We start from the raw sequence: 16,747 nt of genomic DNA on the forward strand, positions 1-16,747 counted from the left end.
CTGTGGAGTATCATATCAAATGCAAGTAGTTTTTATAACAAAAGCAGATACATTGAAACAGTAAAATTCTTAAAATGTTTATATTTGATTACATTTTAAGTAGCAGATAATGTGAGTAGTAATAAAAGTGAAAAGGAAATTCAAAGAGAGAAGAGAAAACAGGAAATTAGAGCATTAAATGAACCACCTAAATTAACTATTTTAGAGGAAGTAGGAAATGCAATAACTCATGGCGTAGGGGCAATGCTAGCCATTGCTGGAATGGTACTCCTTTTGCTTAAGTCAGACACTGGTCTTAAAGTTATGGCATCATGCTTTTATGGTATAAGTTTATTTTTTTTAATGCTTATGAGTTGCTTATATCATTCTTTTAAAAGTGGATCTACTGCAAAAAGATTATGGAGGAGATTTGATTATTCTTCTATATATTTGCTTATTGGAGGTACATTTGCTCCATTATATCTTGTTTATTGGGGCAATACTTTAGGTATTACACTTTTTTGCGTTCAATGGTTTCTTATACTAATTGGCATTACTATAATATGTATATTTGGACCAGGTAGATTTAGCTTTATACATTTTACATTATACTTTGTAATTGGATGGAGTGGACTTATGTTTTTTCCTGGTTGGTTTAAGCATGATATTTATTTACTTATTTTAATATTAGTTGGTGGAATTATATATACAGTGGGAATGATTCCTTTTGCAAGAGATAAAAAATATGATCATTTTAAGTGGCATTTTTATGTTTTGCTAGGAGCAATACTTCATTGGTTTGCAATTTATTTCTTTGTTTATTAAAAAATTTGTAACCTTATAAGTTTGTAGATAATAAAATATATTAAAGTTATGTTAAGTAGCAAACTTTAATATTATATTTATAAGGTTGGGATAAAATGCCTTTATTAATTGATAAAGATATAAAAGATAAAATCATATATGATTTACAAAGAGGAAAATACAAATATATTGGCTCCGGTTCTAGTAGAGAAGTATTTGATTTAAGTAATGGATATGTAATAAAGGTAGCAAAAAACAAAGCTGGAATAGAGCAAAACAAAACTGAATTCAAGATTTCAAATAATGATGATTTTGATATATTTGCAGATATTATATTTGCTATGTCAAATTATAAATATGTTGTTATGGAAAAAGCTGAAAAGATAAAGTCTATTAATTATGTATGGAGATATTTTAATGTTTATAGTAAAAATGAGTTTTCTAAATTATCTTTAATACGTAATATAAAGTACAAATATAATCTCTTAGTTAGCGATTTAGTTAAAGTTACTAGTTGGGGAATAATAAATGGAAGATTACAAATTATTGATTATGGTTTTACAAGAGAAGTGAAAGATAAGTATTACTAATAAAAATAAAAAAATGAAGCTATAATAAAAAAATAATTTAGCTTCATTTTTTTTATTTTAAGACTCTAATATGTCAACTATTTCCTTCATAGAATTTTCGAATTCTTCATCAGAAGAATTTTTAAATATTAACAATCCATCTTTTTTTGCTGGATCATCTATTAGTGTAGGAACTTCAAAATTACATCCTGCTATATATTCATCCCAATGTTCAAGTTTCCATGTATCTCTATCGGAGTCTCTTTCAATCATTCTTTGTTTGCAAACTTCTTTTGAAGTTTCAACCCATATAACAACTAATTTAGCATCTTTTTCTTTTAATTGATCTCTTAATTTTTCAATGAAAAAAGGATCTCTTATTTCTCTGGTAAATGGTGCATTAATAAGAACTTTGTCATTGTAATCTAATGCTTCCATAGCTAAATTTAGTATTGCTTCATACTCATAATTTCTAATATTTTCTTCAAAGAAATCTGAACTTCTATTGTATTCTTCGTTTGCTACCTTGAATATTTGTTTAGATAAGCATATAAGAGTATCTTTATCTAAATATACTATATTTTTCAAGTTCTTAGATAATTCTTTAGAAATGTAAGTTTTTCCACATGCAGGTGGTGATGTAACTAAGATTAATTTTTTCATTATAATAGATTCTCCTTTGTGATTTTTTCTACAATAAATACTATAACACATTTTTTTATATTTTTTATTTATTTGTAAAAAAAATATTATTTATAATACATTTCCTTAGTGTATAATTAGATTATTATAATTACAATTACGATTAAAAAGGTAGATGAGGCATCTTATGAATATATTAGATAAATATGATTAATCTAATATATTAACATACAATTACGCATATAGAATATTAATAGTAAGGATGTAGAAGTATGGAACAATATATTATTATCAAGAAATGCAACTATGATATTGATAAAATTGTTGGATGTTTTTCTTGTGATATTATATTTAACAATGTCATTAATGATAATATAAAAAAGCAAATTAACAAATATGGAATAAAAAATTATATTTAAATAAATATTATGGAGAGGTTGTAATATTATGATAAAACCAATTGTAAAAGATGTATTATTTTTAGGTCAAAAGTCTGAAAATGCTACAAAAAATGATATTAATGTAATAAATGATTTAGTTGATACTTTAAGGGCAAATATTAATGGTTGTGTGGGAATGGCAGCAAACATGATAGGAGTTTTAAAAAATGTAATAGTATTTTCTGCAGGATATACTATTATTCCAATGGTAAACCCAGTTATTATATCAAAAAAGAATCCTTATGAAACAGAGGAGAGCTGTCTTTCATTAACTGGTGTTAGAAAAATAACAAGGTATGAAATAATTGAAGTAGAGTATTTAGATAAAAATTTTATTAAACATAAGGATACATTTAAAGGCTTTACAGCTCAAATTATTCAACATGAAATTGATCATTGTAATGGAATAATAATATAACATAAAGCTTGTAATTAATAGTGTAATAATTAATACATTAACAATAACTGGAGAAGTTAGTTTTTCAGGTGTTGAAATATTCTACATTTAAAATTTTCCTAAATAAAGGCTACTCTTCTTTAAAGTAGCCTTTGTTTTATTTATGAGATAAATGGTTTTACAAGATTGTCTATTCTATGCATAAAAAATTGTATCATAGGTCCTTGAATAAGAGCATTAATTATAGTACCAATTCCAACTGTACTACCAAAGGTATCTATACCACATAGTAAGAAACCTACTATTAAAAATGTTAAATCAATGCCTATTCTAATCCATTTATATTGAATATTTGTTTTTTCAGTAAATAGTAAAATAAATAAATCATTAGGTGCAACACCTAAGTTTGTTGCTTTTTCAAGAGAAAATCCTATTGCTATTATTAAACAGCTAAATGCAGCAAGGAATATTTTTACAATAACAGGACAGCTATTTAAATTCAAAGGAGCTAGTATTGTATTTATGAAATTTATAAATACTCCAGCAAAAATTAATGCAATTAGTGTTCCTATATTTATTTGTTTTAATCCTTTAAAAATAAATATTACTATTAATGTGAATATTATAGATAATAATAGGTTACCATTACCAACATTTATGTTGAAAGTTTTTGCAATTCCTTGTGTAAATATAGTGAAAGGATCTGCACCAATAGCTACTTGCAAGAAAATGGCAACTCCTGCTTGAATAGTAAAAAGTCCTAAAAAGAAAATTAAAAGTTTTTTAGTAATAATTTAAAGTTATTCATTAATAATTTCTCCTTTGTGAAATTTTATTGTAATAGTATACATACGTAGAATGACAATATATAATTTAACATATATATTTACTTTGTTCAACAAAAAACGACAAATAGTTAATAATTATTAATATAAATAAAAAATAAATTAAAAAATAGCAAAGAAAAAGTTAGGGTGAACTTTTTCTTTGCTATTTAATAAATAGGAGTAAATTTTTAGTATTTATGAACTACAAATACTTTTGTTTTTGTTTCCTTCTATGAATATATTATTAAATAAGAACCTTAAATATAACTTAAAAATCATAATATTATTAAAAAAATATGATATTATATAACTTAGATAAAGTTTAAAGATATACACGAGATATTACAAGGAGAAAATAATAATATGGGGCTAAATGTACAAGGTTTAGAAAAAGAAAGAATAAAAATAAAAAAGCCTAGTAAATTCAAAGTTATTATGTATAATGACGATTTTACATCAATGGATTTTGTTATATATATTTTAATTAAGATTTTTAATAAAAATAATGAAGAAGCATTTAATTTAATGATGAGTGTACATAAAGGTGGCAGTGCTGTAGTTGGAATTTATTCATATGATATTGCAAAAACAAAAGTCGAAAAATCCCTTAGTCTAGCTAAAGATGAGGGATATCCATTTAGAATAAAGGTGGAAGAGGCGTAAGATTATGAAATTTAATGATATGGTAGAAAACTTAATAATAAATGCAATAAGCATAGCAAAAGAAAAGGAACATGAATATGTAACTCCTGAGCACTTGCTTCTTGCTATAGTAAATAATAAGGAATTTCAAGAAAGTTTTAATAAAAGTGGTGGTAATTCAAAAAAGTTAAAAAAGGACTTAGAAAATTACTTGGAAAATGAATTAGATTCAGACTGTAAAGGTAATCCGGAAATAAGTTTTTCATTTAATGAAGTATTATCTTTTGCAACTCTTAAGGCAACTTCATGTGATAAAGAGGTTATTGAACTTCCACATATAATTAGTGGCATACTTAATCTTAGAGAAAGCAATGCTGCGTATTTTGTAGAAAAACAAGGAGTTAAACAGATAAACTTAATTAGAGAACTTATAAATTATGAAGATGAATATAGTAGTTCTATTGAAGATGTTAAAAAAGATTCTAGTATGCAGAAGGAAGAAAAAGAGTGGCTAAAATATGTTACTTGTTTAAATGAAGAAGTTTATGATAAGACTCCCCTTATTGGAAGAAAAAATGAACTTGAAAGAACTATGGAAATACTTTGTAGGAAGTCAAAGAACAATCCAATCCATGTAGGTGAAGCAGGTGTAGGTAAAACTACTATAACTATGGGACTTACGAAATTAATTAACGAAGGCAATGTGCCAGAAAAATTGAAAAATGCAAAAATATATTCTATTGAATTAAGTACAGTTCTTGCAGGAACGCAATATAGAGGTGATTTTGAAAAAAGACTTAAACTTATTATGGATGGTATTAGTACAATTGAAAATCCTATTGTTTATATTGACGAAATACATAATATAGTTGGAGCTGGAGCCACTAATGGAGGGGCTCTTGATGCGTCTAATATATTAAAACCATATTTTGCAGATGGAAAAATAAAATTTATAGGTGCTACAACTTATGAAGAATATAATAAATATTTTGCAAAAAGTAAAAGCCTTCTTAGAAGATTTCAAAAAGTTCAAATAAAGGAACCTTCAATTGATGAAACTATAGAAATTTTAAATGGATTAAAAAAATATTATGAAGATTTTCACAAGGTAAGATATTTAAAAGGTACCATTGAACATGCGGTTATTTTAAGTGACAAATATATAACTGAAAGGTTTTTGCCAGATAAGGCTATTGATTTAATTGATGAAGCTGGTGCATATAGAGAAATGCATCTTCAAAATAAAAAGAGGCAGACTGTAGATAAAAAACTTATTGAAGAAGTATTGTCAAAAATATGTAATGTGCCAAAGCAAACAGTAGAGGCTGATGAAAGTAAAAAGTTAAAAAATATAGATAAAATAATAAAAAGCCAAGTTTTTGGTCAAGATGAAGCTGTTTTTAATGTTACAGAAGCTATAAAACTTTCAAGAGCAGGACTTAATGATGATAATAAGCCGGTAGCTAGTTTATTATTTGTTGGTCCAACAGGAGTTGGAAAAACTGAAATTGCAAAGGTTCTTGCAAAAACATTAAATATTGAACTTATTAGATTTGATATGAGTGAATATGCAGAAAAACATACAATATCAAAACTTATAGGATCTCCAGCAGGATATGTTGGATATGAAGAAGGGGGACTTCTTACAGATGCTGTGAGAAAAAATCCTCATTGTGTACTTTTACTTGATGAAATAGAAAAAGCTCATTCTGACATATACAATATATTACTTCAAGTTATGGATTATGCTAACCTTACTGATAGTAAAGGTAGAAAAACTGACTTTAGAAATGTAATTCTTATTATGACATCTAATGCAGGGGCTTCAAAAGTTAATAAGAGTCTTATTGGCTTTGGTGAAAGAAAAATAAAAAGAGAAAATATGATAGATGAAGTTAAAAAAATATTTAATCCTGAATTTAGAAATAGATTAACAAAAATTATTATATTTAATGATATTGATTATGCTATGGCAGAAAAAATTACATTAAAACAATTTGATATTTTAAATAAAAAACTTATGAATAAAAATGTAGAGGTTGTTCCTAACAAAGAATGCATTAATTATATTATAAATAAAGGAGTAAGTGTAGAATTTGGAGCAAGAGAAATACAAAGAATAATAAATAATGAAATAAAGTTTAAAATGGCAGATTCTATTCTTTTTGGAAAATTAAAAAAGGGTGGAAAGTGCGAAGCTTATATTAAAGATAATAAGATTAGTATAAAGATATTATAAGAGGTAAGAAAATGGATTTTTTTGAATTAGTTAATAAAAGAGAAAGTGTAAGGGGTTATATAAATAAAGAAGTTGAAAAAGAAAAAATAATAAAAATTATTGAAAGTGCAAGGGTGGCACCTTCAGCTTGTAACGCTCAACCTTGGAAATTTGTGATTGTAAATAATAAAGAAAAGGTAGAAAAATTAGCTCATATGCTTCATGATCCTTTAGTTGCAAATATAAATAAATTTGCTTTAACAGCACCTGCCTTTATAGTTGTTGTAGGGGAAAAAAGAAATATTACATCTAAAATTGGAGGTATAATAAAACAAAAGGATTTTACTTCAATGGATATTGGAATTGCAAGTGAACACATATGTTTAGCTGCAAGAGATTTAGGACTTGGCACATGTATGATGGGATGGTTTAGAGAAAAACCTATAAAGGAACTTTTAAATATTCCTAAAAATAAGGAAATACATCTTGTAATAGCTCTTGGGTATTATGATATTAAAGAACCAAGAAAAAAGGTGAGAAAAAACATAGATGAAATTTTAACTTTCAATGAATACAAATAGCTTTATGTGATATAATATCATGGTAATGAGGTGATATATAATGGGCATTGCAGGTAATGGATGCGAAAGAATAATACCAGAGGAAGAAAAAAAGCCTCTAAAGGAAATTGAAAGAAGTATAGTTAAAAGATATAGAAAGCCTATATGGTCTAAATTTTGCAAGGCTGTTAAGGAATATGAATTAATTCAAGATGGTGATAAGATTGCAGTTGCAATATCAGGTGGAAAAGATAGTATGCTTATGGCAAAACTTTTTCAAGAACTTCACAGACATGGTCAAGTAAATTTTGAACTTGAATTTATAGCTATGGATCCAGGGTATCATCCTGAAATTAAAAAGCTTCTTAAAGAAAACTTAGAATATTTAGAAATACCAGCACATATATATGAATCTGGAATTTTTGAAGTAGTAGATAAAATGGCTAAGGATTATCCTTGTTATATGTGTGCAAGAATGAGAAGAGGTTCTCTTTATGCTAAGGCACAGGAACTTGGATGCAATAAATTAGCACTTGGTCATCATTTTAATGACGTTATTGAAACTACAATGCTTAATGTACTTTATGCAGGTAATTTTAAAACAATGCTACCAAAACTTAAAGCTAAAAATTTTGAAAATCTTGAACTTATAAGACCATTATACTTAATAGAAGAAGAAGCTATAAAAAGATTTATAAACTACAGTGGTATATGGCCTCTTAATTGTGCTTGCATGATAGCTGCAAAAAAGATTGGAAATAAGAGATTTGAAATAAAAGAAATGATAAAAGAACTTAAAAAGAATTTTAAGGATGTTGATAAATCTATTTTTAAATCAGCTGAAAATGTTGCAATGGATTCAATATTAGGTTGGGAAAAGAAAGGGGAAAAAACATCATTTTTAGACATTTATGACGAAGAATAGCATATTGGAATTATAAGTAATTTTAATGTTATTTTATATTTCGTAAATAAATTGTTAATTATGTATAAAATTATAAGTCGATTATTTTTACTGTGATATAATATTTATAAGGAGAAGGAGTAATGAACGAAGAAACTATTAGGAGTATGGACCCTAATATTTTATTAAGTTTAGTTAATATGAAACTTAGAGATTTTTATGGTTCATTAGAAAGCTTTTGCATAGAAAATGATATATCTAAAAATTTAATATGTGAGAGGTTAAGGGCAATAGGGTATTCATATAATGGGGAATTAAATCAATTTAGATGTAATTAGTAAAACTTACAAAATATTTTTTAGCTTTAGTTTTGAATTTAAATTATATTGAATATGGAGGTTATATTTATGAAAAAGAAAAAAGTAATGAAATTAGCTGTTCTTGCATCAGCAGTTACAGCTTTAGTAGTATCTATTGTCAATGACAAAAAAAATAATGATAAATAAGCTTTAAGTTTATGTTAATTGAGCTAAATATTAGAGTGTCTAAGATCTAAATCCAAGGAGGGAGATTAGATTGGATGAAAATTTAGCTTATTTAAGGTTTGAAAATTTAAATTCTAATAATTTGAACAATGATGAAATTAACAAACTGTACCGTGGTTGTTTGGAGTTTTCAAAGGATAATTTAATTATTTGTAATATTGAAAGTGAAACCATTCAAATTATGGGGAATATGGCAAAAGTGCTAAATTCAGAAAAACGAGATAGTGTAAAGTTTACATTAGAAGAATTTTCAAATATCATTTATGATGACATGAATGGTGATGAAATTTTTAATATCTGGAATAAGATTATTCAGCGTAACAAGGATGTAAGACTTGAATTTAAATTGAAAGATATAAATAACAGAACTATTTGTGTTAATGTAAAATTAAGAGCTTTTTATGATGAAATGGGATATGTACAATTTTATTTTGGTTTAATTCACGATGTAACAAGAGAAAGAAGAGCAGAAGAAGAATTAAAAAACATAGTTGATTTTGATGTTGTTACTAATCTTCCATCTAGTACGTATACTAAAAGAACTATAGATAATTATCTTAAAATATCTCAAAAGGAAAATGAATCATGTGCCTTAGTTTTAGTTAATATAGATAATTTTAAGTATATAAATGATACTTATGGTCATGAGGATGGAGATAGAATTTTAAAAAAGGTTGCAATAAGACTTAGTAAAATAATTGAAGCAGGAGATCTTATATGTAGATATAGCGGTGATGAATTTATTATATTTAGACATGGTATAGAATCATTTAATGAAGCAAAAGATTTAGCAATTTTATTAAGAAAATCTTTTGAAGAGGGAATTAAACTAAATGGTAATGAGATTTTTATTACTGTGTCAATAGGAGTAGCCCTTTCGCCTGATAATGGAAGTAATTACAATATACTATTGAAAAATGCTGATACTGCATTATATAGAGCTAAAAATGATGGTAAGGATGAAATTCAATTTTTTGATAATAGTATAAGTACTGAAATAGATAGGGTATATGCTATTGAAAAAGGTTTAAGAACTGCTATTTCAGATAATGAATTATATGTAGTTTTTCAACCTAAGGTAGTATTACAGGATTCTACAGTAAATGGTTTTGAAGCTCTTCTTAGATGGAAAAGCAAAGAACTTGGAAATGTTAGTCCTATGGAGTTTATACCAGTTGCAGAAAGTACAAGGATGATAATTCCAATAGGTAGATTTGTACTAGAAGAAGTCTTTAAAAAAGTAAAAAATCTTTTAAATGAAGGTCATGATGATTTTAAAGTAGCAGTTAATTTTTCTGAAGTACAGTTTAGATATAGTAATATAATAGATGATTTTAAAACATTTATAAAAAAATACAATGTTCCATCTAAGTATATTGAAGTTGAAATTACAGAAAGTATGCTTATGAAAACATGTGATGAAAACATTGAACAGTTAAATAAAATTAAAAGTTTAGGAATAAGTGTGGCACTAGATGATTTTGGTACTGGATATTCTTCATTTAATTATCTTACAAAATTGCCTATTGATGTTTTGAAAATTGATAGAAGTTTTGTAATAGATTTGTTAAATGACAAAAAGAGTAGATGCATCGTAGAAGCAATAATAGAATTATCTCATGAACTTGGAATAAACGTTGTAGCAGAAGGTGTTGAAGAAGAAAAACAGGTTGAATATTTAAAAGGTATACTATGTGATGTTGTACAAGGATATTATTATAGTAAGCCTGATGAATTTAATAATGTTAAAAAGCTTCTTGGAAGAAAACTTTAAGGGTAAGTGGATTTAATTAGAAATATATTCTTTTTAAATCCACTATTTTTATATTTAAGTTTATCATAATATATATTTTTTAAGAATATATTTATTGTAAATGAATAATATAAATATGCAAGTTTATATTTGAAATATACCCATAAAGTTACCAGTAAATTTATATAAAAAATATGTTATATTTCAAATTCATACACTAGTATTGGAGTAGGTGTATATAAAATAGGAAATAAGGTATATGCAACACAAGAATTTATTAAATAAGTATTAGGAAAATAGCTTCAACAATGAAGCTATTTTTCAATATAATGAAAAATTTCGGGTGTATCTTCAGTAATTACTTTAAATGTATAACCATTATCTTTATAATATTTTATTATTTCTGGAAGAGCTTTAGCTGAGTTTTTGTTAATAAATCCACAGTGCATTAAAAGATATATAGTATCTTTATCAGATTTTGCACGTTTTACAATAGTTTGAACAGGTGCATTAGCATTGGCACCATCTGTAGAATCTGCATTCCAATCATATATTTTAAAGCCTTTGTTATGAAGATCATCTACTAAAGATTTTTTTAAGTGGTAGTTTGTATTGTTACATCCAAATGGAAATCTAAGTAGGGATATTTTCTTTTGTAAAATATTTTCCAACAGGATTTGTTCTTCAAACATTTCATTAATAAAGTTTTCATTACATGAATATAATTTGTTTTTAGAATGAGACATACTATGTAATCCTATAGCGTTTCCTTCATCATTTATTCTTTTAACTAAATCTTCCTGATCTTTTATTTGGTCACCAATTAAAAAAAATGTTGCATTAATATTTTCAGATTTTAATATATCTAATATGTTTTCAGTTACCTTTGCTCCTGGACCATCATCAAAGGTAAGGTATATTATTTTTTCATTTTCAATTTCTTCTGCATATGGTTTTGTAGGAAATATTATTAAAAGTAATAATAAAATTGATAATATTTTTTTCATAAAGTCACTTCCTATAAAGATATCATAATTAGTTTGTGAATATTTTTGTAAATTATTCATGGTTCACATTATTAAAACTTTTCTCATATTTTATAATATAAAATTTTTATATTGTAAAAATTGTACTTTCATAGGGAGGGATAATTGTGGATAAGGAGCTCATTAATAAAACATGTATAACGAATATGGAGGAAAAAGATCCTATTATTAATAAATATATGAATGACTATATGAAAAGTGTTCAGGAATTTGAGGATGTTAAGGGAAATGAAAAGTTAATTGTCAATTTTGATATAACTTATCCTGATGGTAGGTGTGAAAATTTTACTTGTAATGGTGTAAGTGATGTTTTTGGAAAAGGTAGTGTAACAAATAAAAGGTATTCTAAAGATAAAAATCATAATCAAAAGAAAGAAAAAGAATGTGTTAGTAGAAAAAAGAAAAAAGAATTAAGTGATGAAGAAAAAGATATTGAAAAATGTAAAAAATATTATGAAAACAAAGATTATTATTGTGATGAAGATTTCTATGATGAGGACTATATAAAAAATGAATATGCAGAATTTTTTAATGAGTATAAAAAGAATTTTGAATGTGTAAAATCAAATAAGGATGACAAATTTGATGATGGTAAGGGTGAAGAATTAAAAAATGAAAGATGCAAAAAAGAAGATAAAGAAGAAACAGGAGAAATAAATGTATATGCATATTTAGGAAATATAAAAGGAATAGAATTAAAGGGAGTTTCTATCAATTTGTATAAAATAAATGGTGTATGCCCAGAACTTATTGAGTGTAAACAAACAGATAACATTGGTAAAGCATCATTTAAAAACATTCCAAATGGAAGCTATAGAATTATTGAAGTTATTGATAAAAAATATTTTTTAAAACCTACCTATGTTAATTGGAATGAAGTAAATATAACAAAATCAAATAAGTGTTTTACAATATATATTATTAATAAAATGAAGTAATATAATTTTGATGCTTTTTGATGGTTTTTGCAGCAAAATATTAATAAGATGGTGTTTTGCTGCAAATATAGTATAATTTTAAAATTAGAAGAAAAAAGTAGTTAATAACGTTTACTTTAGACTTTATAAGGCAAAGTATTAAAGATTTTTTTAAAACATAATGTTATACTATCTACGGTATAAAATATCATTTTTATATGAATTTTGAAATACAAAAGATATAGTTTATTGTATTTTTGAAAAAACAAGGGGGAAAAAATGAATAAAAAAACATTATTAAAAAGAGTAGCAACGTTTTTTGCTTTAGGTACATTTATATGTAGTCTATTTCCAGCAAGAATAGAAGCTTTAGCTACAGATGAAAGGGATAAGTATACTTATAATGAAGAATCATCACAAGAAGCTGATGATAATAATCTAGAAAAAGAAGATTTTTCTTCTATGCCAACGGGATTAATTGAGCCAACTGAAGAAAGTAAAAACTGGCTTAAGAATAACAGTACTATTGTTACAAATGTAAATGAACTTCAGCAATTAAAAAACAGCAAAAAACAAAATAATAATATGTTAAAAAATGCTGCACCAAGTATATTGCCATCAAAAGTTGATTTACCTACAGACGAGAAAACTAAAAAATATTTTCCAAAGATAAGTTGTCAATATGTAGGTGCATGTGTTAGTTATGCAAATACATATTATTGTATGACTTATATGACTAATAAAGAATTAAATAGAGAGTCTACAATAGAAAACACTATGAGCCCTATTTGGACATATAATTTAACTAATCATGGTGTTGATGATGGTTCTGTAACTTCTGATTGCCTTAAGGTATTAAAAGAAATTGGATCAGTTACAATTGAGGATGTTCCAGTAGAAACATCTTATAATGTATCACCAAATTTTGTTACTGATTATCACACTCAACCTGAATTAAATTTATATGAAAAGGCAAAACAATATCAAATTGATGATATTATAAATGTGAAATTTGCAGATGAAAGTGAAGATACTCCAATTACATCTGCAAAAGATGATAATTTAAATGTTATAAAGAAAGTACTTAATGATGGAAATATACTTTCTATTTCAACAACAATAGATGATTTTTGTACTACTAATTTAAAAACTAATGCTGAAGTACCAGAAAATAGTAAATTTGCTAATGAACAAGCAGTATATACTTGTGATGGTAATATGTATGGTGGTCATGCAATGACACTTGTTGGATATAATGATGATATATGGATTGATGTAAATAATAACAACAAGATAGATGATGGAGAAATGGGTGCATTTAAAATCGTAAATTCATGGGGAGAAGGTTACGGAAATAATGGATTTATATGGGTGGCTTATGATGCATTAAATAAGGTATCATCAGTAAATGGATATAAAGGATATAATAATAAAAGACCTATAATAGAAGGTTATGAGTTAAATACTTTTACAATAAAAAAGGAAGCAGATAAGGAAAAATTATATTTAGAAGTAACTTTTGATACTAATGATAGGGAAGCCTTAAGAATGACTATTAATAATGGAGATTGTACAGATAAAGATACTTATTTATATCCATTTTCATCAGATGGAATGAATTCTTATAATGAAGGAATTTCATTAGATGGTAGCAATAATGTATCAGAAGGAAAAATGAGTTTTGATTTGGCTGCAATTAATGAAAATTATACATTAAATTATATTATGAAAAATGGATTGACATTTAAAATTGAGGACATTATAGGACAAGGAAATTATACACATACAATTAAAGAAGTTAAGCTTAAGGATAAAAAGAACAATAAAGAATATTTATTAAAAGCAAAAAATAATGATGATTATTCAATTTGCAATTCTTTTAGCAGTTTTTATCTTAAGGAAAGTGAAGTTGGTACGCCTTCTGAACTGAATGTTATAAATACAGACTCTGGATATAAATTAGAATGGCCCAAAGTAGATAATATAGAAGGGTATGAGATATATCGTAATGATAATTTAATTGCAAAAACTAAAGAAAATTATTATGAAGATGATAATTTTGTAACTGGAAAATCAACTTATTTAGTAAGGGCATATACAAATGATAACAGATATTCTAATTTTGTAAAAAAACAAATTACAAATAATAGAGTTAAAGTATTAGCCTATGATAATTCTCAATCTTATATAAAGTATAAAATAGGTAATGGAAATTGGTCTAGTGAATTGAAGATGAATTTAAACAGTAATAGTTCTGATTGTTATTATTCTATTATAGATTTAGATAACTACAATGATGAAGATATTTTTGTTATGGTTAAATCTGAAGGTAAGTGGAGTAATAGGTATAAAGTAACTCCTGGAATATATGAAATAAGAGATAATAAAGCAAGTGAAGTATATGATAGTTTAAAATTAAGTGCTGTTGCATCTAAAGATGTTTGTAGAGCTTTTGATAGTATATTAGTATCTTCTAATATAACAGGTGGTTCAGGTAAATATGATATTAATATATGCTATGGATTATATCCTGGCTATGAAGATATGAAATATGACTTTTTAGAGCAAGGTGGAAATGTTTTTGTATTTCCAAAAGAACCTGGTAAGTTTTCTGTTATTATTTCTGTTGACGATTTAATTACAGGAGAATATGCTTATTTTAAAAAAGAATTAAATATACTTCCAGCAGAAGAATTTTCAATAGAAAGTATAAATTTTGATAAAAATTCACCACAGGAAATTAACACACCAATAAATATATCATGTAAAGTAAATAAAGATAGTGAATTTATCAAATACACATATGAAATTATTAAAGATAACAAAATAGTAAGTACAAGCAATAAATCTGATATATTTAATTGGATTCCAAATGAAAAAGGAACATATACAGTTAAAGTTATTGCGGAAGATACTAAAAGTGGTCAAAAGGCAGAAAAATCAACAATTTATAAAGTTACTAATTCAGAAGAAACAACTGTGCACATATACTATAAGGGCTATAATAATCCAAATATTCATTACAAAATAGGCGATAATGGCTTTTGGACAAGTGCTCCAGGAATACAAATGGAAAAATGTGATGAACTAGAAGGATATCCATATAAGTCAACTATTGATTTAGGGGATGAAGGAAACCTTATAGCATGTTTTAATAATGGAGCTGGTCAATGGGATAGTAATGTTGGCAAAAATTACACATTTACACCTGGATATTATACATTTAATAACGGTATAATAACAAAAATTGAAAAACCAACTAAAAAATTAGAGATTTCTAGTTTTACATCTAATGTTGGAGATAAAATGGTGTCTGGTAATCAAGCTATTTTTAAAGCTCAAGTAAAAAATGCTACTGGAAATGTTCAATATAGATATTCTTATAAAAATAATACAACAGGTGAAAGTGGCATTATAAGAAACTACTCACAATATAGTGATTTAGCATGGATGATGGGTAAGGAAGGAAATTACACAATAACTGTAGAAGCTAAAGATGATAAAACAGTTACAAGTAAAAGCTTAAATCTTACAATATTGCCATATGAATATCTTAAAATACAATCAGTTACATCAAGTTTAGGAGATACATTTAAGGAAGGTAATGAAGCTATTCTTACAATAAATACAACTGGTGGTAAGGGCTTAAATTATTATTCAATTACAGTTAATGGAGAATCAATTTTAAATTCTTCTAGTAGCAATTCAGTAACTTGGAAGCCAGAAAAAGCAGGAACTTATAAAATTGTTGCATATGCAAGAGAAGCTCAAGGAGGTCAAACTTCCTTTGAAAAGACAATTACAGTAACAGAAAAATCAAAAAATGTTACTACAATATACTACAAGGGATATGAAAACCCATATATTCATTATAGTGTTGGAGGAAAATGGACAGCAGCACCTGGAATTAAAATGATGCCATGTACTGATGTTGAGGGATATAATTATAAAGCAGAAATTGACTTAGGCGAGGCAACATCACTTACAGCATGCTTTAATAACGGAGCTGGTCAATGGGATAGTAATGGTGGCAAAAATTATAGCTTTAACATTGGAACTTATGGATATTGCAATGGAAATATAGTACCAATTGGTAATGAAAAAAATGAAATAACAATATATTATAAAGGATATGATACTCCATATATGCATTATAAAATAGGAAATGGTGCATGGACAAGTGCTCCGGGAGTAAAAATGGAGAAAACTAATGAAATGTCTGGATATACACATAAGTTAGTTGTAAATTTGGGCAATTGTAATGATTTGACTGCTTGCTTTAACAATGGAAATGGAAGTTGGGATAGTAGAAATGGAGCAAATTATTATTTTTCACAGGCTGGAACTTATACATATTCTAATGGTTTTATAAACAAAATAAAATAATAAAGTTATTATATTTAAGACATAGCTGCATAAATCATGTGGCTATGTTATTTTTATATGTTGACATAAGAATATATGAATTCTAAAATAAAGTAAAATATTATAATTGTTATATAAA

At 26.1% G+C, this 16,747-nt stretch carries 15 protein-coding genes; 12 read left to right on the top strand and 3 right to left on the bottom strand.

Features of this window, described 5'->3' with window-relative positions:
* Nucleotides 1–111: 111 nt before the first annotated feature.
* Nucleotides 112–804: a PAQR family membrane homeostasis protein TrhA gene (trhA, locus tag ACTNAO_RS08880; protein ID WP_441026456.1), complete on the top strand. Its 693-nt coding sequence runs from the start codon at nt 112–114 to the stop codon at nt 802–804.
* Nucleotides 805–899: 95 nt separating this feature from the next.
* Complete coding sequence (locus ACTNAO_RS08885) at nt 900–1,373, top strand: hypothetical protein (RefSeq protein WP_441026454.1); 474 nt, start codon at nt 900–902, stop codon at nt 1,371–1,373.
* A 57-nt stretch (nt 1,374–1,430) separates the two neighbouring features.
* On the opposite strand, the gene ACTNAO_RS08890 is transcribed toward ACTNAO_RS08885, so the two are convergent.
* On the bottom strand, nt 1,431–2,015 hold the full coding sequence (locus ACTNAO_RS08890) for an AAA family ATPase (RefSeq protein WP_441026453.1): 585 nt from the start codon (nt 2,013–2,015) through the stop codon (nt 1,431–1,433).
* A gap of 251 nt (nt 2,016–2,266) precedes the next feature.
* Between ACTNAO_RS08890 and ACTNAO_RS08895 the strand changes: the two genes are divergently transcribed.
* On the top strand, nt 2,267–2,413 hold the full coding sequence (locus ACTNAO_RS08895) for a hypothetical protein (protein WP_441026451.1): 147 nt from the start codon (nt 2,267–2,269) through the stop codon (nt 2,411–2,413).
* A 28-nt stretch (nt 2,414–2,441) separates the two neighbouring features.
* Nucleotides 2,442–2,852 (top strand): peptide deformylase, encoded by a 411-nt coding sequence (locus tag ACTNAO_RS08900; RefSeq protein WP_441026449.1) that lies wholly within the window; start codon nt 2,442–2,444, stop codon nt 2,850–2,852.
* Between the two features lie 140 nt (nt 2,853–2,992).
* On the opposite strand, the gene ACTNAO_RS08905 is transcribed toward ACTNAO_RS08900, so the two are convergent.
* Nucleotides 2,993–3,556, bottom strand: coding sequence for a YczE/YyaS/YitT family protein (locus tag ACTNAO_RS08905; RefSeq protein ID WP_441048067.1), 564 nt, complete (start codon nt 3,554–3,556; stop codon nt 2,993–2,995).
* 465 nt (nt 3,557–4,021) lie between these two features.
* On the opposite strand from ACTNAO_RS08905, the gene ACTNAO_RS08910 reads away from it, so the two are divergent.
* The 6 genes from ACTNAO_RS08910 to ACTNAO_RS08935 all read left to right on the top strand — a co-directional run bounded on the left by ACTNAO_RS08910 (nt 4,022) and on the right by ACTNAO_RS08935 (nt 10,301).
* The gene (locus ACTNAO_RS08910) at nt 4,022–4,321 is read left to right on the top strand and encodes an ATP-dependent Clp protease adaptor ClpS (protein WP_441026445.1); all 300 of its coding nucleotides are present in this window, start codon (nt 4,022–4,024) and stop codon (nt 4,319–4,321) included.
* Nucleotides 4,322–4,325: 4 nt separating this feature from the next.
* On the top strand, nt 4,326–6,539 hold the full coding sequence (locus ACTNAO_RS08915; RefSeq protein WP_441026443.1) for an AAA family ATPase: 2,214 nt from the start codon (nt 4,326–4,328) through the stop codon (nt 6,537–6,539).
* 11 nt (nt 6,540–6,550) lie between these two features.
* Nucleotides 6,551–7,099: a nitroreductase family protein gene (locus ACTNAO_RS08920; RefSeq protein WP_441026441.1), complete on the top strand. Its 549-nt coding sequence runs from the start codon at nt 6,551–6,553 to the stop codon at nt 7,097–7,099.
* A 37-nt stretch (nt 7,100–7,136) separates the two neighbouring features.
* A complete protein-coding gene (locus ACTNAO_RS08925) occupies nt 7,137–8,003 on the top strand; it encodes a tRNA 2-thiocytidine biosynthesis TtcA family protein (protein ID WP_441026466.1) in 867 nt (288 codons plus the stop codon).
* A 122-nt stretch (nt 8,004–8,125) separates the two neighbouring features.
* On the top strand, nt 8,126–8,320 hold the full coding sequence (locus ACTNAO_RS08930; RefSeq protein WP_441026439.1) for a DUF4250 domain-containing protein: 195 nt from the start codon (nt 8,126–8,128) through the stop codon (nt 8,318–8,320).
* A gap of 238 nt (nt 8,321–8,558) precedes the next feature.
* Entirely contained in the window at nt 8,559–10,301 is a 1,743-nt protein-coding gene (locus tag ACTNAO_RS08935; RefSeq protein ID WP_441026438.1) for an EAL domain-containing protein, read from the top strand.
* 293 nt (nt 10,302–10,594) lie between these two features.
* Here ACTNAO_RS08935 and ACTNAO_RS08940 read toward each other — a convergent pair whose 3' ends face one another.
* On the bottom strand, nt 10,595–11,287 hold the full coding sequence (locus ACTNAO_RS08940) for a polysaccharide deacetylase family protein (protein ID WP_441026437.1): 693 nt from the start codon (nt 11,285–11,287) through the stop codon (nt 10,595–10,597).
* Nucleotides 11,288–11,433: 146 nt separating this feature from the next.
* Here ACTNAO_RS08940 and ACTNAO_RS08945 point away from each other — a divergent pair, with 146 nt between their 5' ends.
* Together ACTNAO_RS08945 and ACTNAO_RS08950 are read left to right on the top strand one after the other, a co-directional pair.
* Entirely contained in the window at nt 11,434–12,264 is an 831-nt protein-coding gene (locus ACTNAO_RS08945) for a SpaA isopeptide-forming pilin-related protein (protein WP_441026435.1), read from the top strand.
* Nucleotides 12,265–12,522: 258 nt separating this feature from the next.
* Nucleotides 12,523–16,629, top strand: coding sequence for a carbohydrate binding domain-containing protein (locus ACTNAO_RS08950; protein WP_441026434.1), 4,107 nt, complete (start codon nt 12,523–12,525; stop codon nt 16,627–16,629).
* Nucleotides 16,630–16,747 lie beyond the last annotated feature (118 nt).

It is taken from the genome of Clostridium sp. HCP1S3_C6 (assembly GCF_052066735.1).
In the GTDB taxonomy this organism is placed as follows: domain Bacteria; phylum Bacillota; class Clostridia; order Clostridiales; family Clostridiaceae; genus Clostridium.

What these genes read in the sequence shown, in the direction of transcription:
- ACTNAO_RS08885 (WP_441026454.1), top strand. Translation starts at nt 900, where the DNA reads ATGCCTTTATTAATTGATAAAGATATAAAAGATAAAATCATATATGAT.
- ACTNAO_RS08890 (WP_441026453.1), bottom strand. Translation starts at nt 2,015, where the DNA reads ATGAAAAAATTAATCTTAGTTACATCACCACCTGCATGTGGAAAAACT.
- ACTNAO_RS08895 (WP_441026451.1), top strand. Translation starts at nt 2,267, where the DNA reads ATGGAACAATATATTATTATCAAGAAATGCAACTATGATATTGATAAA.
- ACTNAO_RS08900 (WP_441026449.1), top strand. Translation starts at nt 2,442, where the DNA reads ATGATAAAACCAATTGTAAAAGATGTATTATTTTTAGGTCAAAAGTCT.
- ACTNAO_RS08910 (WP_441026445.1), top strand. Translation starts at nt 4,022, where the DNA reads ATGGGGCTAAATGTACAAGGTTTAGAAAAAGAAAGAATAAAAATAAAA.
- ACTNAO_RS08915 (WP_441026443.1), top strand. Translation starts at nt 4,326, where the DNA reads ATGAAATTTAATGATATGGTAGAAAACTTAATAATAAATGCAATAAGC.
- ACTNAO_RS08920 (WP_441026441.1), top strand. Translation starts at nt 6,551, where the DNA reads ATGGATTTTTTTGAATTAGTTAATAAAAGAGAAAGTGTAAGGGGTTAT.
- ACTNAO_RS08930 (WP_441026439.1), top strand. Translation starts at nt 8,126, where the DNA reads ATGAACGAAGAAACTATTAGGAGTATGGACCCTAATATTTTATTAAGT.
- ACTNAO_RS08940 (WP_441026437.1), bottom strand. Translation starts at nt 11,287, where the DNA reads ATGAAAAAAATATTATCAATTTTATTATTACTTTTAATAATATTTCCT.
- ACTNAO_RS08950 (WP_441026434.1), top strand. Translation starts at nt 12,523, where the DNA reads ATGAATAAAAAAACATTATTAAAAAGAGTAGCAACGTTTTTTGCTTTA.